The sequence below is a fragment of the Sphingomonas flavida genome (genome assembly GCF_036663655.1).
Taxonomy (GTDB): Bacteria; Pseudomonadota; Alphaproteobacteria; order Sphingomonadales; family Sphingomonadaceae; genus Sphingomonas.
The window spans coordinates 294,649-316,385 of record NZ_JAXOJH010000002.1; the positions used below are offsets into that span (position 1 = coordinate 294,649).

Genomic DNA, 21,737 nt, shown 5'->3' on the forward strand with positions numbered 1-21,737 from the left:
ATGGCGACGGCATCCCCCCTCGACCGGGTGGCGGACTTCCCCGCGATCCCGCAAGGCTGGGCCTATCTCGACACCGCCGCGACGGCGCAGAAGCCGCAGGCCGTGATCGACGCGATCACGCGCGCCTATGACACCAGCTATGCGACCGTGCATCGCGGCGTCTATCAGCGCTCGGCGGACATGACGGTCGCCTATGAGGCGGCACGCGAGGCGACGGCCCGGTTTATCGGCGCGGGGTCGGCGAACGAGATCGTCTTTACGCGCGGCGCGACCGAGGGGATCAACCTGGTCGCGCAGTGCTGGGCGGCGACGAACCTCAAGGCGGGCGACCGCATCCTGCTGTCGATGCTGGAGCATCACTCCAACATCGTGCCGTGGCAGATGGTCGCCGAGCGGATGGGCGTCGCGATCGACGTGCTGCCGCTGACCGCCGATCACCGCATCGACCTGGACGCGATGGCGCGGATGCTGACGCCTGCGCACAAGCTGGTGTCGCTGGGCCATGTGTCGAACGTGCTAGGTTCGGTGCTCGACGGGCGGCGCGCGGCCGATCTGGCGCATCAGGTCGGCGCGAAGATCCTGCTCGACGGATGCCAGGCGGTGCCGCGCATCGCGGTCGATGTGAAGGCGCTGGATTGCGACTTCTATGTCTTTTCGGGCCACAAGCTCTATGGCCCGACCGGCATCGGCGTGCTGTGGGCGCGGCCCGAATTGCTGGAGGCGATGCCCCCCTATCAGGGCGGCGGGTCGATGATCGACCGGGTCAGCTTCGAAAAGACGACCTATGCCCCACCGCCGGGCCGGTTCGAGGCGGGGACGCCGCATATCGTCGGTGCGTTGGGGCTGCATACCGCTATCGACTATGTGTCGGGCATCGGCCTGGACGCGATCCATGCGCATGAGGCGGCCTTGGTCGCCCAGGCGCGCGAGGGCTTGTCGGCGATCAACTCGGTGCGGTTGCTCGGCCCCGATGATTCGGCGGGAATCGTCAGTTTCGCGGTCGAGGGGGTTCATCCCCATGATATCGGCACCATATTGGACGAGAGCCGGGTGGCGATCCGCGCAGGCCATCACTGCGCCCAGCCGCTGATGGAGGCGCTCGGTCTGCCCGCCACCGCGCGGGCCAGTTTCGGCGTGTATAACGGACCCGATGACGTCGCGGCGCTGGTGGATGGCGTCCGGCGGGTCACGAGGATTTTCGGATGAGCGATTTCAAGGTCGAGCAAGTGGACAGCGTCGCACCGCCCCCCAAGGCGCGCGTACAGGATCTGGTCGAGCCGCCGGTCCAGGACGCACCGGTGGAGCGGCAGCGCGACTATCTGTCGGGTTTCCTCTCGCAAAAGCCGACCGCCGATGATCCGACCCAGCCGGGCGGCGCCTTGTATGACGGCATCATCGATGCGCTGAAGGATATCTTCGACCCTGAAATTCCGGTCAACATCTATGACCTGGGGTTGATCTACGGCGTCGAAGTGACCGAGGGTGGCCATGCGGTCGTCAACATGACGCTGACCACCCCGCACTGCCCGGTCGCCGAGTCGATGCCGGGCGAGGTCGAACTGCGTGTCTCGGCGGTGCCGGGGATCGCGACGGCGGACGTCAACCTCGTCTGGGATCCGCCTTGGGACCCCCAGAAGATGTCGGACGATGCCAAGCTCGAACTGGGGATGCTCTGACCATGGCGACCACCCTGCGTCCGCGCCCCGCCGCGCTGAACCTGACGCCTTCGGCTGAGGCGCGTATCGCCGAGCTGATGGCGCGCGCGCCGGAAGGGGCGATCGGGGTCAAGCTGTCGACCCCGCGTCGCGGATGTTCGGGGCTGGCCTATTCGGTCGATTACGTGACCGAGGCCAAGGCGTTCGACGAGAAGATCGATACGCCGGGCGGGACGCTGTTCGTTGATGGCGGGTCGATCCTGTATCTTATCGGCTCGACGATGAACTGGGTCGAGGACGATTTCACGGCCGGGTTCGTGTTCCAGAACCCCAACGCCAAGGGCGCGTGCGGGTGTGGGGAAAGCTTTACGGTCTGAGGAGTCGGGGGGCCTTCGACTTCGCTCAGGCTGAGCGGGGTTTGGGTATAGCCAACCTCATCCCAAGCCGTTCCCTGGCGAAGGCCGGGGGCCAGATCCTATCGCGTTGAAATTACGGGAAGTCGCGGCGTGGGAGGCAAATGTCTCGCGCCCCTCAGATTGTTGGGCGACTGGACCCCGGCCTTCGCCGGGGTGGCGCTTCGGGTTGGATGGATCAAACTCCGGTACGGACCCGTAGCCCGTATACCCTCGGCGACCGGCTCAAACCCGGTGCTCCAGTTTCAAACTTGCGCCATCCCACTCCACCGCCAGATCGCGATAATCCGCCACTGTCGCATGGGCGGTGTCTATCGGGTGACGATGCGTCTCGGTGATCACCACCACCGTCATCCCCGCCGCCTCTGCCGCCGCGATCCCGGCGGGGGCATCCTCGAACGCCAGACAATTCTGCGGCGCGATGCCCAGCCGTTCGGCACCCAGCAGGAAGCCATCGGGGGCAGGCTTGCTCCGTTCGGCATCTTCCGCCGTGACGAACACGCCCGGTAGCGGCAGGCCCGCCGCCTTCAAACGTACCTCCGCCAGCCGACGCGGCGCGGAGGTCACGATCGCCCAACGATCCGGTGGCAGGGCCGCAAGGAAGGCCGCCGCGCCGCCGATCGGCACCACATCGTCCACGTCCAGCATCTCCGCTTCGGTCAGCGCATGCGCCTCGGCAACGGGATCGATATCGGGCAGGCCCAGCCGCCGGATCGTCTCCACCGACTGAACCCCGTGGATCGTCGGTAGGAAGGCCGCGACGTCCAGGCCGTGACGCTCGGCCCATCTGGCCCAGGTGCGCTCGGCGGAGGCGATCGAGCTGAGGATGGTCCCGTCCATGTCGAACAGGAAGCCGCCAAAGGCGCGGGTCGGCAGGGCGTTGGTCATCGACTCTCCGGAAATAAGAACCCCGCCACCGATAGGGCGGCGGGGCGGGGGAGGCTCAGTTCGCCTGGAACACGCCGCAGGCCAGGCGGCCGCCGCTATTGCCGCTGGGGTCGGTCTTCAGGTCGTCGGCCGCCGCATGGATCACGATCGCCGAGCCGTCCGCGTCCAGCAGGCCCGCCATCGTCGCGCCGGGCAGGACGACGCCCAGCGTGCCGCGCCCGTCATTGCCGACGGTCATGTTGGGCATGTCGCCTTCATGCGGCCCCTGCGGGTTCATGCTGCCATGCTGGCGCTGTGTGGGGTTCCAGTGGCCGCCCGCCGTGGTGAAGTCGGGCGCGTCGCAACGGCCGACGGTGTGGACATGGACGCCGTGCATCCCGGCGGGCACGTTCATCGCGTCGAGCGTGATACGTACGCCGCCCGCGACCTCGGTCGCCATGGCGCGGCCGGCATCTAGGCCCGTGCCGGTCTTCAGCATCGCGGTCGCACTGGCGCCGTTCGGCATGGGGGAGCCCGTCTCCATCTTGTTCTGATCGCAGCCCGCAAGGCCCAGCGCGACGGTGCCGACGATCAGCAGCGTGAGATATTTCATGACGGAAGCTCCCTGTTGGATAACGATGGATCGCGGCATGTTACCCGCCGTTTCCGAGCGGCCAACGCATCACCGGTTCATAGGATGCACCGCCATGCCCCAGATGGCTTTGATAGAGGATGAGGTGCGGCATCGCGAAGGGCTCGCTCGACAATCCGGCATGGACCGCGCGCCAGCCGTCGATCTCGGGCGCGCGCCCGGCCGATCCGGGCAGGCGGGCCAGCGTGACATGCGGCTGATAGGCGCGTGATTCGGGCGGGAGGCCTGCGCGGACACAGGCCTGGTCGACCTTGCGATGCAGATGGGCCAGCGCGTCGTGCGGGCTGACCCCGGCCCATAGCGTGTCGACCCGGCCCCGGCGATCGAAGACGCCCACGCCCGAGATCCGCACGGTCGGCACGGGCGCATGGACCTGGCCCAGCGCGGCGGCGACGTCTTCGGCGACCGGGCGATCCACCTCGCCGATGAAGCGCAGGGTGAGGTGGAGCTGGTCGTCATCCTGCCAGCGGGCCTGGGGAACGCCGTCCATCGCATCGGCGAGCAGGGCGCGAATGGCGGGCGGCGGGCGAAGGGCGACGAACAGGCGAACCATGACAAATCATGTCTATCACATTCCGTCTTCGTCACGGGAACCTCTCCCGCTTGAAAAGCGTCCCCAACAGAGCGATATTTCCAACAACCGGCATATGGCCGGTCAAAGGAGCAATAGTTCACCATGGCAAACTGGTCTGATCCACGGCCGAGCGCCGCGCCGTTCGGAACCACCGCCACCACGGGCTCGACCGCCTATGACGCGGGTCTGCGTTCGTATATGCTGTCCGTCTACAACTACATGACGTCGGGCGTGCTGCTGACGGGTATCGTCGCGCTGCTCTTCGCATGGGGTGGGCGCGAGAGCCTGGCCGCGCAGGTCTTCCTCAACGGCGGCGCGCTGAAGTACGTCATCATGTTCGCGCCGCTGGGATTCGTGTTCGCTCTGAGCATGGGCGTCAGCCGCATGAAGACCTCGACGATGCAGATGCTCTTCTGGGCGTTCGCCGTCGTCATGGGCCTGTCGCTGTCGACCATCTTCCTGGTCTATAGCGGCGGTTCGATCGCAGGGGCCTTCTTCGCGACCGCAGCGGGCTTCGCGGCGCTGAGCCTGTACGGCTACACCACCAAGCGCGACCTGTCGGCCTTCGGCACCTTCCTGATCATCGGTCTGGTCGGCCTGATCGTCGCCAGCGTCATCAACATCTTCCTCCAGTCGGGGACGATGGGCTTGGTCATCAGCTTCATCGGCGTGCTGCTCTTCGCAGGGCTCACCGCCTATGATACGCAGCGTACCAAGTCGATGTATTACGAGGTGCGCGGCACCAGCATGCAGGACCGCGTGGTCATCATGTCGGCGCTGAGCCTGTACCTCGACTTCATCAACATGTTCATGTTCATCCTGCGTCTGACCGGTTCCAGCCGCGACTGATCGGGAAAAACGAGGTAGGACCTCGAAGGGCTCGGCGGACCGTCCGCCGGGCCCTTTTTCTTGGGTAAAAAAGGGGACGTGGCCATGCGCCTGTCGATCGATGTGACGCTCGACTATGTCCTGACGGACCCGGCCGATATCCTCCTCCAGATCGAGGCGGCGGCCACGCCCGACCAGCGGCTGGAACAACAGTCTCTGACCATCTGGTCCGACCACGGCGTCACGGCGGTGGCGGGCGAGGAAGGGATCGGCCAGCGATGCTGGGTCCGCGCCGATCATGGGCTGCTGGCGAAATACCAGGCGATCGTCGCGATCGAGCGGCCGGTGGTACGGCTGGAAACGCTGGCGGCGACGCCGGCGCGGGGGCTCGGCGGGGCGTTGATCCCCTATCTGCTACCCAGCCGATATTGCGAATCGGACCGGCTCGAGGGTTTCGTGCGCCAGCGGTTCGGCGGCCTGTCGGGCGGGGCGATGGCGGCGGCGCTGGCCGACTGGGTCGCCACGCGGCTGATCTACCAGGCGGGCAGTTCCACTGGAGTGACCACCGCGCTCGACACCTTCGGCTCGCGGCGTGGCGTCTGCCGCGATTATACGCATTTGCTGGTCGCGCTGGCGCGGGCGGCGGAGATACCGGCACGCTGCGTCTCGGCCTATGCGCCCGGCGTCACTCCGCCCGACTTCCATGCGGTGGCCGAACTCTGGCTGGAGGGCGGCTGGCACCTGGTCGATGCCACCGGCATGGCGCAGGCAGACGAGATCGCCACGGTCTGCGTCGGCCGGGACGCGACCGACATCGCCTTCATGACCGTGTTCGGCGAGGCGCAGCTTTGCGAGCAGCGGGTGGAGGTGACCCGGATCGATTGATGCGCCGGTCCGGCCCTCGCGGCGGATGGGGGCAGGAACGGTGCGCGTCATGGCTCGTTGTTCCTATCCACTGATGATGGGGAAGTGACATGAACGACAGCATCGACGATCGCGCGCTGGACAGCGTTTCCGTCGCGCCCGGCGGCGAACAGGCCGAACACGGCAACCGCCCGCAGCCGCCCGAACAGCATGCCGGGCAGGACCCGGAGATTGCCGAGAAGCTGGATCGGAACCCCGAGGACGTCGACGCGCAGCTGGACGAAAGCCTGGACGAGTCGATGGACGCCAGCGATCCGCCCTCGACCACCCAGCCCGGCCGGGATGGCCCGGCAGAGTCGTCGGGCTATAGCGAAAATGATCGCTAAGGATTGACGCGACGTGGGATCGAGGGTCGCTATCGGCCTTCGGTCCCCACGATCGTGAGAGCTTTGCCGCTGGCAACGCCGTTCGTGACCAGCGCTGACACGGGGGATGGGTTGCCCCGTTGCGCCATCGCAACAAACGTCGCGATTGTGTCGTGATACCTTTGATCTTCGCAAAATCCTTACCGCGATAACCGTTCGTCGCAATCTATGTTGCGGCGCGGCGGATTTCGTGTTCGTCTGTCTTTGCCGTTCAGCGTTGCGTTAACCAAAATGGCGCATGATGATCGGGTTGGTAAGATTGGGCGGGGTGAACGCAGATGGGATCGAGGAGCAAACCGGCCGAAGGTACGATGACATTGGCCGAAATGAAGGAATTTGCCGGGTTCGCGGCGGCGACGCAGCGTTATATCCGCCGCTCGCTGGATATCGGCCTGGACCGCGAGGATGCGATGGCACGCTGGTCGCGTGACGTCGTCGAGGCGGCGAGCATCCGGGCGCAGGCGCGCCTCTATCGCAACCTGCCGGAAATCCGGCACCTGATCCCGGTCGATAGCGGCCTGGAATCGCTGGAGCCCTTCATGGCGCCGTTCGTCACGATCGCGGCGTTCGATCTGGGGCAGGGGCGGCTGACCAGCTTCTCGGCCTTTCGCTTCCTCTATGAGCGCCTGATCGGGGCCGAGGTCCGACCGTGGCTGCCCTCGGTCTTCTGCGCAGCGGCGGCGCTGCCGCATCTGCACCCGGAGTTGCGGCGCAAGCTGCTCCAGTCGATCAGCGAGGCGGCGGCGACCGCCGCAGGCTGGTCGAGCCGTCAGCCCGCCTTCTTCCCGCATTGGGTGGAAAAGGTCGACACGAACGGCACGTCGCTGGCCAACTGAGGAAGTGCGATGGCGGGTCGGGGGGCTCCGCCGTCGCGTCCCCGGGACCGCCTATGTCACCGGCACGCCCGCCAGCCCATCGAGCCGCGATAGGCCTGGTCGAGGTGGAAATGGTCGGCGTGCGCCGCATTATAGTCGGGCGACAGGGTCGTCGCGAATAGCTGACAGGCCTGGTCGCGCACCCGGCGCAGGAACTGGCCCGACGCACCTTGATCCTTCCAGTCGCGCAGCACGCTGATCCGTCGCCCGTCCGCCAGGCGGAAGCCCGCAATGTCGACGGCGTTGGCGCGGGCATGTTCGCTCCAGTCGCTGCTGCTGCGCCCGCTGATCCGGCGGCAATTATAGCTGCCCAGATGGTCGATCGCGACGACCTTGCTGCCCAGCAAGGCGCGGGCGGCGGGCTGCACCGCATCCCATTCCCATAGCGCCAGCGAGGCCGCGACCGGACAGGACACGCCCAGCGTCGCCGGGCGATAGCCGATCGCCCGCGCCCCGCCCGAGGTGAAGCGCACTGCATCGTCATAGCCGCATTGCGCCCCGTCCGTGCGGGCGGGGAGTGCGGTATAGCGGATGCCCGCCCGGTCGAGCAGCGCTAGGCATTGCGTCCGGTCCTGGGTCAGCGCAGTCAGCTTGCGCCCGGTGAACATGCCCACCGGCTGGCCCAGGTCTAGCGGCGCCCAGGGTACGTCCTGTGGATGGCGTCGCAACCAGCCCCATAGCAGCAGCGCCAGCATCGCCGCCACCGCGACCACCACCAACAGGGTCGTCCACCGCCGGAGCGCGCGCATCAGCCGCGCTTTGCGCGCGCGACGGGTTCGGCGGTGATGGGATAACCCAGATCGTCGGGGATGCAGATCGATGCCACGCCGTTACGCTCCGCCTGAAAGGGGATGATCCGTCGGATCGGCCAGGCCCGTGCATCGGCGGCCGCCGAGACGAAATCGCGGTATAGCGCCAATCGTTCCAGCGTCCGGCGGGTGGGAAAGATGATATGGATCGCGCCGCTATCCGCCTGGGCCAGTGCGGCGCGTGCGGTCGTCCAGATCGCCCCCACCGTCTCGGCCCCGTCGATCGCGGGGGTCGAGGCGTTTCGGGGCATCCTCGCCAGATAGAAACGCGCATCGAACCGCCGCACCGGCACATGTTCGGGACACCAGCGCGCATAGGGGATCAGGTCGTCGGGGGCGATCGCCAGGCCGTGGTCGGCTAGCGCCTGGGCAAAAGCCTGTCCCGCCGTCATTGCGGTACGCAGGCTGGCCAGAGCCACGGGATTGGGCGAGGGGGCGATCCCTACGGCAAGCCCGACCTCCTCGATCGTCTCGCGGATCGCGGCGACGCGCGCGGCCCAGTCATCGCGATCCCGTGCCTCGTCGGGTACGAGCAGATGGTCGCCGGGATCGACGCGCCCGCCCGGAAAGACCATGGCGCCGCCCAGAAAGGCCAGCGTCGCGCCGCGTTCGACCATCAGGATTTCGGGCAGCGCATCGGGGGCGGGCCCTTCGCGCATCAGGATCAGGGTGGCGGCGGGAATGGGATCGGGTGTCATCGACGGCTCAACGCATCAGCTCCGTCGCGGGAACCGGGCGTCCGTATCGGCGATGTCAGGGGGAAGCGGGGTGGTGGAGCTGAGGGGAATCGAACCCCTGACCTCTGCAGTGCGATTGCAGCGCTCTCCCATCTGAGCTACAGCCCCGCCCCGTGACCCGGCCATGGCCGGGAGCGACGCCATTAGCCCGAGCGCGGGGGCGACGCAACACCGCTTTGCCGCCGATCGCCAAAAAATTTCGGCTGTCGTTCGCCCCCTGCCGATGCTCCGTCCGTCGCGCCTGATGCGCTGGTAACGGAACAATGTCTTGATCTTCCTCATTGAAACACCCGGATGGTACGACCCGCCAGTCGAGCGGTGTCGGCCCCCGCAGGACCGAATTTCAGGAGGGTTTAGGATGGCTTACGACCGCTATTCCCGCGACGCCAATCGTGGCGACCGCGACTTCGATTATGGCCGGGACTACGGCTCCGGGCGGGATTACACCTATTCCAGCGCGCGCAAATATGACGCGGCCGGTGCGTTCGACAATGAGCGCAACGACGACGATCGCGACCAGGACAGCCGCCGCGGTTATGGTGCGCGTGACTATGGCCAGCAGGGCTATGGCCGCCAGGGCTACGACGCGCAGGGTTATGGCCGCGACAACGACTATCGCTCGTCGCGTCAGGATTTCGGCGGCCGTTCCAACGAGGGTCGCTATGGCGAGGGCCGCTCGGGTGCATATGGCGCCTATCGCGGCAGCGAGGGCGGCTATGGTCGTGACCAGGACCGCGACGCCTATCGGGGCGGTGAACGCAACTATGGCCGCAACGCGAGCTATGGCGATTCGTCGCGTGGCTATGGCTATACCGGCGACCGCTTCGGCCGCGACGACCGCCAGGATCGTGGCGATTATGGTCGTCAGCAGCAGGGCCGTGACTATGGTCGCCAGCAGGGCGGCGATTATGGTCGCCAGCCGCAGGGCTACGACTATGACGATCGCGGCTTCTTCGCCCGTGCCGGGGACGAGGTCCGCTCGTGGTTCGGTGACGAGGAGGCGGAGCGCCGTCGCGAGGCCGATGCGCGCTTCGACGAGCGTCACTATGCCCAGCAGGATCACGACTATAACCACTGGCGCACCGGCCAGATCGCCGCGCTCGACCGCGATTACGACGAGTATCGCAGCGAGAATCGCACCAAGTTCCAGAACGAGTTTTCGACCTGGCGCACCGAGCGCGAAGGCCAGCGCGGCCTTCTGCCCAAGGTCAAGGAGCATCAGGAAGTCGTCGGTTCGGACGGCAGCCATGTCGGCACCGTCGACAAGGTTCGCGGCGACCGCATCCTGCTGACCAAGAACGACAAGGATGCGGGTGGCCAGCACCACTCGATCCCGTCGCGCTGGCTGAAGTCCGTCGAGGACAAGGTCATGCTGACCAAGACCGCCGAGGAGGCCAAGGCCCAGTGGCGCGACGAGGAAAATGCGCGCGCCATGTTCGGCGATCGCACTAATGAGAACGACCGTTACGGCCAGGCCAATCGTTACGGCCAGACCGGCACGAGCGGTCAATCGAGCGGTTACGGCCAGAGTGCGACCGGTACGACCAGCTCGGCACAGAATAACAGCGCGACGGGCAGCACGTCGACCACCGGCACGACGACCGGCACGGGCTCGATGACCGGTACGACCACCGGCACTGGCACCACGTCGAGCAGCACCTCGGACACCAGCCGGGGTTATTGATAAAGAAAAACGTCACGATCGAGTGACTTTTCTTGAAGGGCTCGGGTGGACTTCACCCGGGCCCTTTCCCATGTCTGCGGCTGTTGAATGATAAGGATATTGTGATGAAGGCTTGGACCCTGGCGGCACGCCCGAACGGCACCCCTGTGGCCGGTGATTTCGCCCTGATCGATCAGGCGCTACCCGCGCTTGGCGAGGGCGAGGTGCGGATCGCCAATCGCTGGCTGTCGGTCGACCCCTATATGCGCGGACGGATGAACGACACGAAGAGCTATGTCCCGCCCTTCAAGCTCGGTGAGCCGATGCAGGGCGGTGCGATCGGCGAAGTGGTCGAAAGCCGTGCCGACGCCATCGCCGTCGGCACCCTGGTCAGCCACATGGCCGGCTGGCGCGACGAGGCGATCCTGCCCGCCGCCCATGTCCAGCCGCTGCCTGATCTTGGTGTCGATCCGCAGGCCTATCTGGGTCAGTTCGGTATGCCGGGCATGACCGCCTATTACGGCCTGCTCCATGTGGCGCAAGCCAAGCCCGGCGACACGGTGTTCGTCTCGGCGGCGGCGGGTGCGGTCGGTTCGACCGTGGTGCAGATCGCGAAGGCCAAGGGGATGACGGTCATCGGTTCGGCCGGCGGCGCGGACAAGACCGCCTGGGTTCGCGAACTGGGCGCCGATAAGGTCATCGACTATAAGTCGGGGACATCGGTCGTCGATGCGCTGGACGAGGCGGCGCCGGATGGCATCGACGTCTATTTCGACAATGTCGGCGGCGATCACCTCGACGCGGCACTGGCCCATGCCAAGCCCAATGCCCGCTTTGCGATCTGCGGCATGATCGACGTGTACAATGATGCCAAGCCGACCAGCCTGAAATATCTGGCGCGCCTGATCGGCAATCGTGTGCGGATCCAGGGCTTCATCGTCAGCGACTTCAAGGATCAGGCGGGTTTCTATCGCGACATGGCCGAGATGCTGGAGCAGGGCCGGTTGAAGCGCGAGGAAACCGTGTTCGAAGGGCTGGACCGCACGCCCGAAGCGTTCCTGGCGCTGTTCACCGGCGGTAACAAGGGCAAGATGCTGGTGAAGTTGTAAGGGGCGGGGGGCTTTTCGACTGTCGTCCCTCCTGTGCGATGGCGTTCGGAGGGTAACGTGTCTCGAGCGACATTGCCCGCGGCGGACCCTCCCCCCGACCCCCTCCCGCCTGCGGGAGGGGGAGCGCGCGGGGCGCGGCGGGGGACTGCCAAATATCGAGTCAGGAACCCTCTCAAGCTCCCCTCCCGCAGGCGGGAGGGGTTGGGGGAGGGGCGTTCGTCGAGCGACGTCGCCTGTGGCTGGCCCTCCCCCCGGCCCCCTCCCGCTTGCGGGAGGGGGAGGGCGCTTGGCGGGGTGGTTGGTCAAATGGCAAGGCGGGCCAAGCCGAATACGTCTCCGATCCTTAAATTGCCCCCGAAAACGTATCGCACTGCGCGGGATCGCCCGTTTCCATACCGCGCCGCAGCCAGCGCATCCGCTGTTCCGACGAGCCGTGGGTGAAGCTGTCGGGCACGACCCGACCGGTGGATTCACGTTGCAGCGTATCGTCGCCGATCGCGCGGGCGGCGGTCATGCCTTCCTCGACATCGCCGGGCTCCAGCCGATCACGGTTCTTGGCCGCCCATACGCCCGCATAGCAGTCCGCCTGCAACTCCAGCCGCACCGACAGGGCATTGCCCTGCGCTTCGCCCGCCGCCTGCTGCGCGCGACGAACCTGGTCGGAGGTGCCGAGCAGCGTCTGGATGTGATGGCCGAATTCATGCGCGATCACGTAATTGCGCGCGAAGTCGCCCTTCGCGCCGAACTTGTTGGCCAGTTCGTCAAAGAAGCGGGTGTCGAGATAGATACGGCGATCCGAAGGACAGTAGAACGGCCCTGCTGCTGACGGAGCCGTCCCGCAACCCGACGTTACGCTATCCGCACCCGGCCGGAAGAAACGCAGGCCGGGGGCCGAGAAACGCTGCCCATTGTCGGCGAAAATCTTTTCCCAGGTATTTTCCGCATTGCTGAACGCCTGGCAGGCTTCGCGGCGTTCGGGGGAGGCTTCGCAGGTCTGGCGGGCGCCTTCCGAACCCGACGATCCCGCCCTCTGGGTCACGGGGGCATTGCCGCTGCCGCCACCGGTCAGCAGGCTCAAGGGGTTCATGCCGACGACCGCCAGGATGATCAGTACGACCACAATGCCGCCGCATCCGAACCGGCTGCCGATCAATGGCAACAGCCCGAATAGCAGGCCGCCGCCGCCGCCGCCAAAGCCGCCGCCACCTCCGCTCTGCGCCTCGCCCACGTCGATATCGTTGTCATAATCGTCGAGCCGCATGGCACCGTCACCCCTTTGTCGTCTTGTTCCCTTATCGGGCCCTTCGGCCATGAAACCCGCGAAGGGCAACAGCGGTTGCACGGGCGTGCATCTGTCCGCATGGTGCGGGCCTATCACGGGAGAATGGCATGTTCCTGAAGGGCAAGACCGCAGTGATCTCGGGCTCCACGTCCGGCATCGGCCTGGCCTATGCCAAGGCGCTGGCGGCCGAAGGGGCGGCGGTGGTCCTTAACGGCTTCGGCGATGCGGACGCGATCGAGCGGGATCGCGCCGCGCTGGAACGGGTGAGCGGCGCGCAGGCGCTGTACGACCCCGCCGACATGACCCGGCCCGAACAGATCGCCGCGATGATCGAGCGGGCAGCGGCGGAAACCGGATCGGTCGACATCGTCATCAACAATGCGGGTATCCAGCATGTCGCGCCGATCGCCGAATTCCCGGTCGAGAAGTGGGACGCGATCATCGCGATCAACTTGTCCTCGGCCTGGCACATGATGCGCGCGGCGATCCCGCACATGCGGGCGAAGGGCTGGGGGCGGATCATCACCACCGCATCGGCGCATAGCCTGGTCGCCAGCCCGAACAAGTCCGCCTATGTCGCGGCCAAGCACGGGGTCGTCGGCATCACCAAGACGGTGGCGCTGGAGGTGGCGACCGACGGCATCACCGCCAACTGCATCTCGCCGGGCTATGTCTGGACGCCTTTGGTGGAGAACCAGATCCCCGACACGATGAAGGCGCGCGGCCTGACCCGCGAGCAAGTGATCGACGATGTGCTGCTCAAGGCGCAGCCGACCAAGGAGTTCGTGACCATCGAACAGGTCGCCGCGCTCGCCCTGTTCCTGTGCCGCGACGAGGCGAAGGCGATCACGGGGGCCAATTTGTCGGTCGATGGCGGCTGGACCGCCCAGTGACCGCAACATGGACGCGGTCGATCCTGGGGATCGCGATCGCGCTGGCGGCGGTCGGCACGGCGGAGGCGAACCGCGCCGAGGAGGCGACCGACTGGCGGCTGGCGGCGACCGAGGATGACCGCGTTCGCCTGCGCAACTGGCGCACCGCCTGGGTCAAGGGAATTGCCCAGGCAAAAGCGGGCGGCGCGGCGGCGGAGGTTGCCGCATTGGGGTTGCTGGCGGACCCGGACTATTCGATCGCGGATCCCAAACTGCCCGATGGCGACTATCGGTGCCGCACGATCAAGATGGGGACGCAAGGGCGCGCGGTCCTGACCTATGTCGCGTATCCCTATTTCCGCTGCCGGGTGTCGGCGGATGGTGCCAGTCTGACCAAGCTCGACGGGTCGCAGCGGCTGACCGGGCGCATCTATCCCGACACCGACGCGCGCAGCGTCTTTCTGGGCACGATGGTCCTGGGCGACGAAGAACGGTCCTATGCCTATGGCCGTGACCGGGCCCGCGACATGGCGGGGGTGGTCGAGCGGATCGACGCCAATCGCTGGCGGATCGCCTTCCCGTTCCCCGCTTACGAGTCGGTGGTCGACGTGCTGGAACTGGTGCCGGTCGCCCCCTGAACGCTCACGCCATTGGCGTTGGCCGGTGCCGGTGGCACCGTGGCGGAGGCTGCGGGCGCGGCCGGGAGCGGCGGCAGCGAGGCGAGATAGGCCTTGCCGTTCTGCCCGACGATCGTCACCCGGTCGGCATTGGCCTGCGCCACCGCCTTCAGATAGGAGCGCGGCTTCTTCATCAGATCGGGGTGGTCGAGGCCGACCAGACCCAGCCGCCGTGCCGCTTCCTGCACGAAATGGACGCAGTTGCGCTGGTTGAGATTGTAATGCGAATCGCCGGTCTTCTCGTCCCAGGCGGCGACGAGCGCCAGGATGTCGGCATATTGCGCATCGGTCATGACATAGGAAAATTGCGCGTCACTGGTCGAGATGTAGAAGGGCTTGGAGATGTCCAGTCGTCCCTTGACCGTGCCCATCAGCAGCGCGGGCGAGATCGACTTGGCGGTGAAGCCGTAATTGGCATCCACCGGCGCGCCGTTCGCGTCGACCGTCCCGCGCAGCGAGAAGAAGGTATGCGGAAAGCTGTTGCCCAGTTCGTGGCTCCAGAAGGTGATTGTCACCGCCGCCTGGGCAGGCAGGGCCCAGGCGCACATCAGGAAAAGAGCCGTGGCGGCGCGCATCAACATCGTCATGAGGGGCCTCATCATGCAGGTCCGGCTGCCACCCTGGCGGCGTTTTCCTTCTTTTCGGGGCGGATATAGATGGACGACAGGCTGGGCACCGCCATGCGCAGATCGTCCTCCAATATCTCGATCATCGTTTCTGCCTCACCCATGGGCAGGCTGTCGACAAAATCCGCGCTGATCGCCGCAAAGATGCTGTCGGGCGCGGTGTGGATCGTGCGGACATGGTTGACGTGACTGATCCAGGGGCGCGCGGCGACGATGTCGCGGATCGTCTCGACCACCTCCGGGTCGGCGCGCTCGCCGATCAGCAGGCCCTTGGATTCGCGGGCGAGCAGGATCGCGACAAGGCCCAGCACCAGGCCGATCAGGATCGAGGCAAGACCGTCGATCCGCGCATCTCCGGTCTCGTGCGACAGCCACACACCGAGTGCGGCGATCACCAGCCCGGCAAGTGCGGCCGAGTCTTCGAACAGCACGATGAACCCCGGCGGGTCCTTGGAATCGTGGATCGCGCGCCACCATCCGCTCTTGCCCTTGGTCCGCGCGAATTCGCGCACCGCAATGGTCCAGCTCGCCCCCTCCAGCGCAAAGGCGATGGCAAGCACGATATAGTTGACGGTGGGATCGCGCAGCGGCTCTGGCGACTTGATGTGGCGCCAGCCCTCGTAGATCGAGATGCCCGAGCCCAGCGCGAAGATCAGGATGGCGACCACGAACGCCCAGAAATACAGCTCGCGGCCATAACCGAACGGGTGGATCGCATCGGGCCCCCGCTTGGCGCGGCCCTGGCCATAGAGCAGTAGGATCTGGTTGCCGCTGTCGACGACGGAGTGCACGCCCTCGGTCAGCATCGAGGAGGATCCGGTGATCCCGGCCGCCACGAACTTGGCGACGCCGATCGCCAGATTGGCTGCCAGCGCGCCGTACAATACGATATTCTCGCGGATGCGCGCGGTCAGGCCGGTGTTGGGCATGGCCGATACAGCGTGTGATCGGGGTGGTTGTTCCGTTGGTTCAACAAAGCGCGGCGGTGGGGGCCTGGTGCTGCCTTGCGTTGAGCCGGGGGATACCGGGTCAAGTTTCGGGTGCGCATTTCGCCTTCGCTCGGCGCGAACGGGGGGCTCGGTGCTGCCCTCCGTCCGGCCTGAGCGAAGTCGAAGGCTGTGCGCGCGCCTCAGGAGGCGATCCGCCCCAGGCGGTGGTACAGGTGCGCGAACTTGATCGAGCGCGGGTCGTCGGCGACGCGCTTGACGTGCTCGGCAATAGCCTCCTTCATCAGGGCGAAGTCTTCGGTGGAGAAGACGGCGCGGCTGCGGCGCGGTTCGGTCGGCATGGCATTTTCTCCTTAGGGTGCGTGGGACAAGGGGGGTGGAAGCCGTCAGGCGGCCTGGACGAACTGGGCGGCCTCGGTGGATTCGGCCAGCGCGGTGGTCGAGCTGTCGCCGCCCGCCGCGATTTGCGCGATCAGGTCGAAATAGCCGGTTCCCACCTCTCGCTGGTGACGCGTCGCGGTATAGCCATGCGCCTCGGCGGCGAACTCGGCCTGCTGCAGCTCGGAATAGGCGGCCATGCCACGATCCCGGTATCCGCGCGCCAGCTCGAACATGCCGTAGTTCAGCTGGTGGAAGCCCGCGAGCGTGACGAACTGGAACTTGTATCCCATCGCCCCGATCTCGCGCTGGAACCGGGCGATGTCGTCGCGGTCCAGATTGGCTTCCCAGTTGAAGCTGGGCGAACAGTTATAGGCCAGCATCTTGCCCGGATGCTCGCGGCGGATCGCCTCGGCAAAGCGCCGCGCATCGTCCAGATTGGGCTTCGACGTCTCCCACCACAACAGGTCGGCATGGGGCGCGAAGGCCAGCCCGCGCCTGATGCAATGGTCGACGCCCGACCCCGGTTTCAGGCGGAAGAACCCCTCCGCCGTCCGCTCGCCGGTCAGGAACTCGCGGTCGCGCTCGTCCACGTCGGACGTGATCAGCCGGGCGCTTTCCGCGTCGGTGCGCGCGCAGATGACGGTCGGCACGCCCGCCACATCCGCCGCCAGCCGGGCCGCATCCAGGTTGCGGATATGCGCGGCGGTGGGGATCAGCACCTTGCCGCCCAGATGGCCGCACTTCTTCTCCGACGCCAGCTGGTCCTCGAAATGCACACCCGCCGCGCCCGCCGCGATATAGGCCTTCATGATCTCGTGACAGTTGAGCGGGCCGCCGAAGCCGGCCTCGGCATCGGCGATGACCGGCGCGAACCAGTCACGGGTCGCGCCACCCTCGGCATGTTCGATCTGGTCGGCGCGGGCCAGCGTCGCATTGATCCGCCGCGCCAGTTCGGGGCCGGCATTGGCGGGGTAGAGCGACTGGTCCGGATACATCTGCCCGGCGGTGTTGGCATCGGCCGCGACCTGCCAGCCCGACAGGTAGATCGCCTTCAGCCCGGCACGCACCATCTGCATCGCCTGATTGCCCGACAGCGCGCCCAGCGCATGGACATAATCCTCGGACTTCAGCAGCTCCCACAATTTCAACGCGCCGCGCCGAGCGAGTGTATGCTCGACCGCGATCGACCCGCGCAGGCGTGCGACGTCGGCGGGGGTGTAGGGACGGGCGATGCCGTCGAACCGTCCGGCGGGGGCGGGGATCAGATCCTGGAAGCTGGGCATCGCATCGTCCTTTACAAATGGTCGCTTGTTGACGCCGATCTTGCGCTGCATCGGCCGGTTGGCGAAGGGCGCATGGCGATCCGCTCGCGTCGCACGGTCGGAATTATGGGGGTGTAGCAAGTCGGGCTGTAAAGAATTGACAAGGCTTGTGCCCAAGCGCAGCTTTGCGTGGGAGGGGATGCGGGCCATGAACGCGACCAAGCTGATTGCCGGACATGCGGTGCGACGGGTGCGTCGTCAGAATGCATTGTCGCAGGCCGCGATGGCCGAGATGCTCGACATCTCACCTAGCTATCTGAACCTGGTCGAACGCAACCAGCGCCCGGTATCCGCCGCCTTGCTGGTGCGGCTGGTCGAGACATTCGACTTCGACCCGCGCACGCTGACCGCTGCGGCGCCGGGGGGAGGGGCTGCGGCGATGCGGCGGCGGCTGGCCGATCCGATGTTCGCCGATCTGGAGATCGACCGCAGCGAGCTGGAGGAATGGCTGGCGGCGGCACCGGGCGGGGCAGAGGCATTCGCACGCGTCTTCGACCGGCTTGGCGGGGCGGCGGGCGGCGCGGCCGACATGACGCCGACACCCGATCCGACCGTCCTCGTCCGTCGCGAGATCGAGCGGTGGCGTAACCATTTTCCCGATCTCGATGCCGCCGCAGAGACCTTGGCCGACGAGTTGCGGCTGAACGCGGGCGACCTGTATGCGGCGCTCGCCGAACGGCTGCGAGTGCGCCATGCGCTCGCCATCCGGGTGCTGCCGGTCGATATCATGCCCGACCGGCTGACCCGGCTGGATCTTCATGCCCGGCAGTTGCAGCTGTCCGAAATGCTGGAGGCGCCGGGTCGTGTCTTCGCGCTGGCGGTGCAGGTGGCGCAGTCGGAGGCGCGGGCCGAGATCGAGGCGCTGGCGCGCGGCGCGGCCTTTGGCGACCGGATCGCCGAGCGGCTGTTCCGCCGTTACCTGGCACAGTATTTCGCCGCCGCGCTGGTCATGCCCTATGCCCGTTTCCTGCGCGCGTGCGAGGCGACGGGCTATGACCTGGCGGTGCTGCGCCGCCGGTTCGGCGTGTCGCACGAGCAGCTGGCGCACCGCTTGACCACGCTGAACCGCGTCGGTGCGCGCGGGCTGCCCTTTTTCATGCTGCGGATCGACCGGGCGGGGCAGGTGTCGAAGCGGCTGATCGGGGCCAGCGATCCCGGCCTGGCCGAGGCGGAGGGTATCTGCCCGCTATGGGACGCGCTCGGCGTCTTCGACCGGGCAGGCGATCCACCGCCGCAACGTGTGGCGATGCCGGACGGTACGCCGTTCGTGACCATCGCCCGCCGGGTCGACCATGCGGGGCGATCGTCATCGGGCGTGACCGCGCGGTTCGTGATCGTGCTGGGATTGGCGGGCGATCTGGCAAGCCAACTGGTGGCGTTGCAAGGACTGGATCCGGCCGCCCGCGCGATACCGATCGGACCGGGATGTCGCCGCTGCCCACGCCCCGATTGCCCGCAACGCGCCGTGGCTGCGGCGGGACGTGCCCTGATCGTCAACGAACGGGAACGGGCCGTCGCGTCCTTGGCCTGCGCGGCCGACTGACGCTCCCCATTCTCGCGTCCTTCGGTGCGGCCGGGCGATATGGCGCTGTCAGGGCAGGAGAAATCTTTTTTACTAACCTTCATTAAATTTAAGGGGGCCATCGGTCATCTCACTGCCGCGATGAATTGGCTGTTTTCCCGTTTCCGTTCATTGGAAGTCCGCTTTGCGGTCGCTTTGTCGATCGTATTGTTCACCTCGACGGCGCTGACCCTGGCGGGGGTGTCGCTCGACAGGCGGCTGATCGCCACGGTCGAGACGATCGAACGGATCACCAGCACGCTGGGCCGTTTCGCCGAAGCCGACACCCGGCTGCGCGATCTGCGGAGGCAGGTCCTGGCGCTTGACGGACGGACCGCCAACCGATCGGCGGCGGAATGGGCGACGATCGCACGATCGGTCGATGTGCAGCGTCGTCCGGATGCGAAGGGGCCCGTTGCCCAGACGGTTTATGGACAGCGTGCGGAAGCGGAGGTTCGTGCCGCCGAACAGCGGTTCGTCCGCGTCACCCATGCCCTGCTGGTTGCAGGAAAAGCCGACCCCAGCGCATTTCATGACGGCCTGCCGCAATTTCAAAACGCGCTGCGATCCCTGGAATATTGGCGCGACGCGGTTCGCCAGGCGCTACGGCAAGAGTTGAAGGCCCCGATACGGGAAGCCGAGATCGTATCGCAGCGCACGATGGTAGAGACCATTGTTGCTGCGGTGATGATGGTCGCCCTGGTCGGCGGTCTGATCCTGTGGCTGCGCTGGCGGATCGTCGGGCCGCTGATGACGATCGTCCTGGCGGTGCGCGGCATGAATGGCGGACGGGCGCTGCCCGCCTTGCCCTATGCCCGGCGCAGCGACGAACTGGGCGAGTTGACCCGCGCGCTCCAGACCTTGGCGCAGGAGCGGGAAACACGCGAACGGGCACAGCGACAGGTCGAGTATCTGGCGCATCACGACTCACTGACCGGGCTGGCCAACCGCCTGGTCTTTGCCGAGCGACTGGATCAGGCACTTCGCGCGGGACAACGGATCGCGCTGCTGGCGATCGATCTGGACGGGTTCAAGAGCGTCAACGACACGCTGGGCCATGGCGCGGGCGACATGATGCTGCAGCGAACGGGCACGATCCTGCGCACCGCGGCGGGGGAGGAGGACGTCGTTGCGCGCATCGGCGGCGACGAATTCGCGATCATCCATTATCTGGCTCCCGACCAACACGATGCCTGCATGGTGCTGAGCCGGATTTTCGATACCGTGGCGCAGGACCATGCCGCCCCCACCATCCGCATGAGCATCGGCGTCGCCCTGTCGCAATGCCATGGCAGCGAGAGCGACGAACTACAGGCCTGTGCCGACATCGCGCTGTACCGCGCCAAGGCCGATGGCCGTCACCGAGCGCGCCATTACGACACGGCGATGGACGAGGACCGGCGCCAGCGCCACTGGCTGGCGCATGAGTTGGGCGAGGCCGCGAGCCGGGGCGAGATGAGCCTGGCGTTCCAGCCCATTGCCGATTGTGCGTCGCGCCGGATCATCGGCCAGGAAGCACTGGCTCGCTGGACGCATCCGGTGCTGGGGCCGATCAGCCCCGATACCTTCATCGCACTGGCCGAGGAGCACGGGCTGATCGCCGATATCGGCCAATATCTGCTGGTCGAGGCGCTGACCACGGCGCGCCACTGGCCGATGGACTGGAAGCTGGCGATCAACCTGTCCCCGGTGCAGCTGCGCGAGCCGCAACTGGGCGAGCAGATGCTGGCGACGATCCTGGCGCATGGCATGGACCCCGTTCGCGTCGAGGTGGAGGTGACCGAGGGTGTGCTGATCGAACAGCGCGAGACCGCCACCGCCAATCTGCGCACGCTGCGTGCGGCGGGCGTGCAGATCGTGATGGACGATTTCGGCACCGGCTATTCCTCGCTCAGCAGCCTTCAGCAATTCCCGTTCGACAAGATCAAGATCGATCGCAGCTTCATCAGCGCGATGGATGCACACGGCCCTGCATTGTCGATCGTCCGCGCGTCACTGGGCCTGGGGCGCAGCCTGAACATCCCGATCGTCGCCGAGGGGGTCGAAACCGAAGCGCAGTTGACGACCCTGCGAAGCCTGGGCTGCGATCAGGTCCAGGGGTATCTGATCGGGCGTCCCGGTGTGTTCCGCAACCAGGTGGCCTGACCCGGCTTCACACCGGTGTCGCTCAGACGACCTCTTCCGAAATCATCCGGATGATGCCCGACCCCGTATAGGGCTTGGGCACGAAGCGAACGCCCACGGGCAGGGCGTCGGGCACATAGTTCGCGTCGCCGGACGTGACGATGATCGCGACATGCGGATGGGATTCGCGCAACCGCGTGGCAAGAGCCGCGCCGTCGAGCGTGCCCGGCATCGTCACATCGGTGAACACCGCGCGAATTTCGGGGTGTCTGTCCAGCGCGACCAGCGCTTCATCGGCACTGGTCGCCTGGATCACCCGGTACCCCGCATCCTCGAAAGCGAACTGAACGTGCAACAGCAGCAAAGGCTGGTCATCGACCACCAGAATGGTCGGAGGCTTGATTGTCATAGGCCTCGTTCAATTCCTGAGAAAATCTGTCCGTTCCAAGACTTAACATACTTGAAGTTTGTTCG

Annotated in this window: 24 protein-coding genes and 1 tRNA gene; 13 read left to right on the plus strand and 12 right to left on the minus strand. The window is 66.4% G+C overall.

The annotated features are described in order from the left end of the window. From U1703_RS03575 to U1703_RS03585, 3 genes are read left to right on the plus strand one after another with little or no spacing between them, the layout of a single operon-like run. Entirely contained in the window at positions 1 to 1,206 is a 1,206-nt protein-coding gene (locus U1703_RS03575; protein WP_332784598.1) for an aminotransferase class V-fold PLP-dependent enzyme, read from the plus strand. Then, a complete protein-coding gene (locus U1703_RS03580) occupies positions 1,203 to 1,676 on the plus strand; it encodes an SUF system Fe-S cluster assembly protein (RefSeq protein ID WP_320452621.1) in 474 nt (157 codons plus the stop codon). The genes U1703_RS03575 and U1703_RS03580 overlap by 4 nt, the downstream gene beginning before the upstream one ends. A 2-nt stretch (positions 1,677 to 1,678) precedes the next feature. Then, a complete protein-coding gene (locus tag U1703_RS03585) occupies positions 1,679 to 2,032 on the plus strand; it encodes a HesB/IscA family protein (protein ID WP_320452620.1) in 354 nt (117 codons plus the stop codon). A gap of 261 nt (positions 2,033 to 2,293) precedes the next feature. Here the strand turns inward: U1703_RS03585 and U1703_RS03590 are convergent, their stop codons facing one another. The 3 genes from U1703_RS03590 to thpR are packed head-to-tail and all read right to left on the minus strand — an operon-like array spanning position 2,294 to position 4,140. Next, the gene (locus U1703_RS03590; RefSeq protein WP_332784599.1) at positions 2,294 to 2,956 is read right to left on the minus strand and encodes an HAD-IA family hydrolase; all 663 of its coding nucleotides are present in this window, start codon (positions 2,954 to 2,956) and stop codon (positions 2,294 to 2,296) included. Between the two features lie 55 nt (positions 2,957 to 3,011). After that, a complete protein-coding gene (locus U1703_RS03595; protein WP_320452618.1) occupies positions 3,012 to 3,548 on the minus strand; it encodes a superoxide dismutase family protein in 537 nt (178 codons plus the stop codon). 40 nt (positions 3,549 to 3,588) lie between these two features. Next, positions 3,589 to 4,140 (minus strand): RNA 2',3'-cyclic phosphodiesterase, encoded by a 552-nt coding sequence (gene thpR / locus U1703_RS03600; protein WP_332784600.1) that lies wholly within the window; start codon positions 4,138 to 4,140, stop codon positions 3,589 to 3,591. A 123-nt stretch (positions 4,141 to 4,263) separates the two neighbouring features. Between thpR and U1703_RS03605 the strand changes: the two genes are divergently transcribed. The 4 genes from U1703_RS03605 to U1703_RS03620 all read left to right on the plus strand — a co-directional run bounded on the left by U1703_RS03605 (position 4,264) and on the right by U1703_RS03620 (position 7,114). After that, on the plus strand, positions 4,264 to 5,010 hold the full coding sequence (locus U1703_RS03605) for a Bax inhibitor-1/YccA family protein (RefSeq protein ID WP_320452616.1): 747 nt from the start codon (positions 4,264 to 4,266) through the stop codon (positions 5,008 to 5,010). An 84-nt stretch (positions 5,011 to 5,094) separates the two neighbouring features. Then, entirely contained in the window at positions 5,095 to 5,874 is a 780-nt protein-coding gene (locus U1703_RS03610) for a transglutaminase-like domain-containing protein (protein ID WP_332784601.1), read from the plus strand. 89 nt (positions 5,875 to 5,963) lie between these two features. Then, complete coding sequence (locus U1703_RS03615) at positions 5,964 to 6,239, plus strand: hypothetical protein (protein ID WP_332784602.1); 276 nt, start codon at positions 5,964 to 5,966, stop codon at positions 6,237 to 6,239. 317 nt (positions 6,240 to 6,556) lie between these two features. Beyond that, positions 6,557 to 7,114 (plus strand): hypothetical protein, encoded by a 558-nt coding sequence (locus U1703_RS03620; protein ID WP_320452613.1) that lies wholly within the window; start codon positions 6,557 to 6,559, stop codon positions 7,112 to 7,114. Positions 7,115 to 7,170: 56 nt separating this feature from the next. Here the strand turns inward: U1703_RS03620 and U1703_RS03625 are convergent, their stop codons facing one another. From U1703_RS03625 to U1703_RS03635, 3 genes are all read right to left on the minus strand, one after another. Next, on the minus strand, positions 7,171 to 7,902 hold the full coding sequence (locus tag U1703_RS03625) for an extensin-like domain-containing protein (RefSeq protein ID WP_332784603.1): 732 nt from the start codon (positions 7,900 to 7,902) through the stop codon (positions 7,171 to 7,173). Then, positions 7,902 to 8,660, minus strand: a complete 759-nt coding sequence (locus U1703_RS03630) for an NUDIX hydrolase (RefSeq protein ID WP_332784604.1) — start codon at positions 8,658 to 8,660, stop codon at positions 7,902 to 7,904. Before U1703_RS03630 ends, U1703_RS03625 begins: the two co-directional genes overlap by 1 nt. A 71-nt stretch (positions 8,661 to 8,731) precedes the next feature. Beyond that, positions 8,732 to 8,807 (minus strand) — tRNA-Ala (locus U1703_RS03635). Between the two features lie 250 nt (positions 8,808 to 9,057). On the opposite strand from U1703_RS03635, the gene U1703_RS03640 reads away from it, so the two are divergent. Beyond that, the gene (locus tag U1703_RS03640) at positions 9,058 to 10,383 is read left to right on the plus strand and encodes a DUF2171 domain-containing protein (RefSeq protein WP_332784605.1); all 1,326 of its coding nucleotides are present in this window, start codon (positions 9,058 to 9,060) and stop codon (positions 10,381 to 10,383) included. A 104-nt stretch (positions 10,384 to 10,487) separates the two neighbouring features. Then, positions 10,488 to 11,471 (plus strand): NADP-dependent oxidoreductase, encoded by a 984-nt coding sequence (locus tag U1703_RS03645; RefSeq protein ID WP_332784606.1) that lies wholly within the window; start codon positions 10,488 to 10,490, stop codon positions 11,469 to 11,471. A 343-nt stretch (positions 11,472 to 11,814) separates the two neighbouring features. Here the strand turns inward: U1703_RS03645 and ypfJ are convergent, their stop codons facing one another. Then, on the minus strand, positions 11,815 to 12,732 hold the full coding sequence (ypfJ, locus tag U1703_RS03650) for a KPN_02809 family neutral zinc metallopeptidase (RefSeq protein ID WP_332784607.1): 918 nt from the start codon (positions 12,730 to 12,732) through the stop codon (positions 11,815 to 11,817). A 128-nt stretch (positions 12,733 to 12,860) separates the two neighbouring features. Between ypfJ and U1703_RS03655 the strand changes: the two genes are divergently transcribed. Further along, positions 12,861 to 13,646, plus strand: coding sequence for a 3-hydroxybutyrate dehydrogenase (locus U1703_RS03655; protein WP_320452607.1), 786 nt, complete (start codon positions 12,861 to 12,863; stop codon positions 13,644 to 13,646). Further along, positions 13,643 to 14,263: a DUF4893 domain-containing protein gene (locus U1703_RS03660; RefSeq protein WP_332784608.1), complete on the plus strand. Its 621-nt coding sequence runs from the start codon at positions 13,643 to 13,645 to the stop codon at positions 14,261 to 14,263. The genes U1703_RS03655 and U1703_RS03660 overlap by 4 nt, the downstream gene beginning before the upstream one ends. Here the strand turns inward: U1703_RS03660 and U1703_RS03665 are convergent. The 4 genes from U1703_RS03665 to aceA form a co-directional block, all read right to left on the minus strand. Next, a complete protein-coding gene (locus U1703_RS03665; RefSeq protein ID WP_332784609.1) occupies positions 14,215 to 14,889 on the minus strand; it encodes a hypothetical protein in 675 nt (224 codons plus the stop codon). The genes U1703_RS03660 and U1703_RS03665 overlap by 49 nt on opposite strands. 11 nt (positions 14,890 to 14,900) lie before the next feature. Further along, positions 14,901 to 15,857, minus strand: a complete 957-nt coding sequence (locus U1703_RS03670; protein ID WP_332784610.1) for a cation diffusion facilitator family transporter — start codon at positions 15,855 to 15,857, stop codon at positions 14,901 to 14,903. A 200-nt stretch (positions 15,858 to 16,057) separates the two neighbouring features. Beyond that, positions 16,058 to 16,216, minus strand: coding sequence for a hypothetical protein (locus U1703_RS03675; RefSeq protein ID WP_320452603.1), 159 nt, complete (start codon positions 16,214 to 16,216; stop codon positions 16,058 to 16,060). Between the two features lie 45 nt (positions 16,217 to 16,261). Continuing rightward, entirely contained in the window at positions 16,262 to 17,659 is a 1,398-nt protein-coding gene (aceA, locus tag U1703_RS03680) for an isocitrate lyase (protein ID WP_332784611.1), read from the minus strand. Between the two features lie 67 nt (positions 17,660 to 17,726). Between aceA and U1703_RS03685 the strand changes: the two genes are divergently transcribed. After that, entirely contained in the window at positions 17,727 to 19,121 is a 1,395-nt protein-coding gene (locus U1703_RS03685) for a helix-turn-helix domain-containing protein (RefSeq protein ID WP_332784612.1), read from the plus strand. A 174-nt stretch (positions 19,122 to 19,295) separates the two neighbouring features. Beyond that, positions 19,296 to 21,284, plus strand: a complete 1,989-nt coding sequence (locus U1703_RS03690) for a putative bifunctional diguanylate cyclase/phosphodiesterase (protein ID WP_332784613.1) — start codon at positions 19,296 to 19,298, stop codon at positions 21,282 to 21,284. 22 nt (positions 21,285 to 21,306) lie between these two features. On the opposite strand, the gene U1703_RS03695 is transcribed toward U1703_RS03690, so the two are convergent. Beyond that, positions 21,307 to 21,672, minus strand: a complete 366-nt coding sequence (locus U1703_RS03695; RefSeq protein WP_320452599.1) for a response regulator — start codon at positions 21,670 to 21,672, stop codon at positions 21,307 to 21,309. Positions 21,673 to 21,737: the final 65 nt, after the last annotated feature.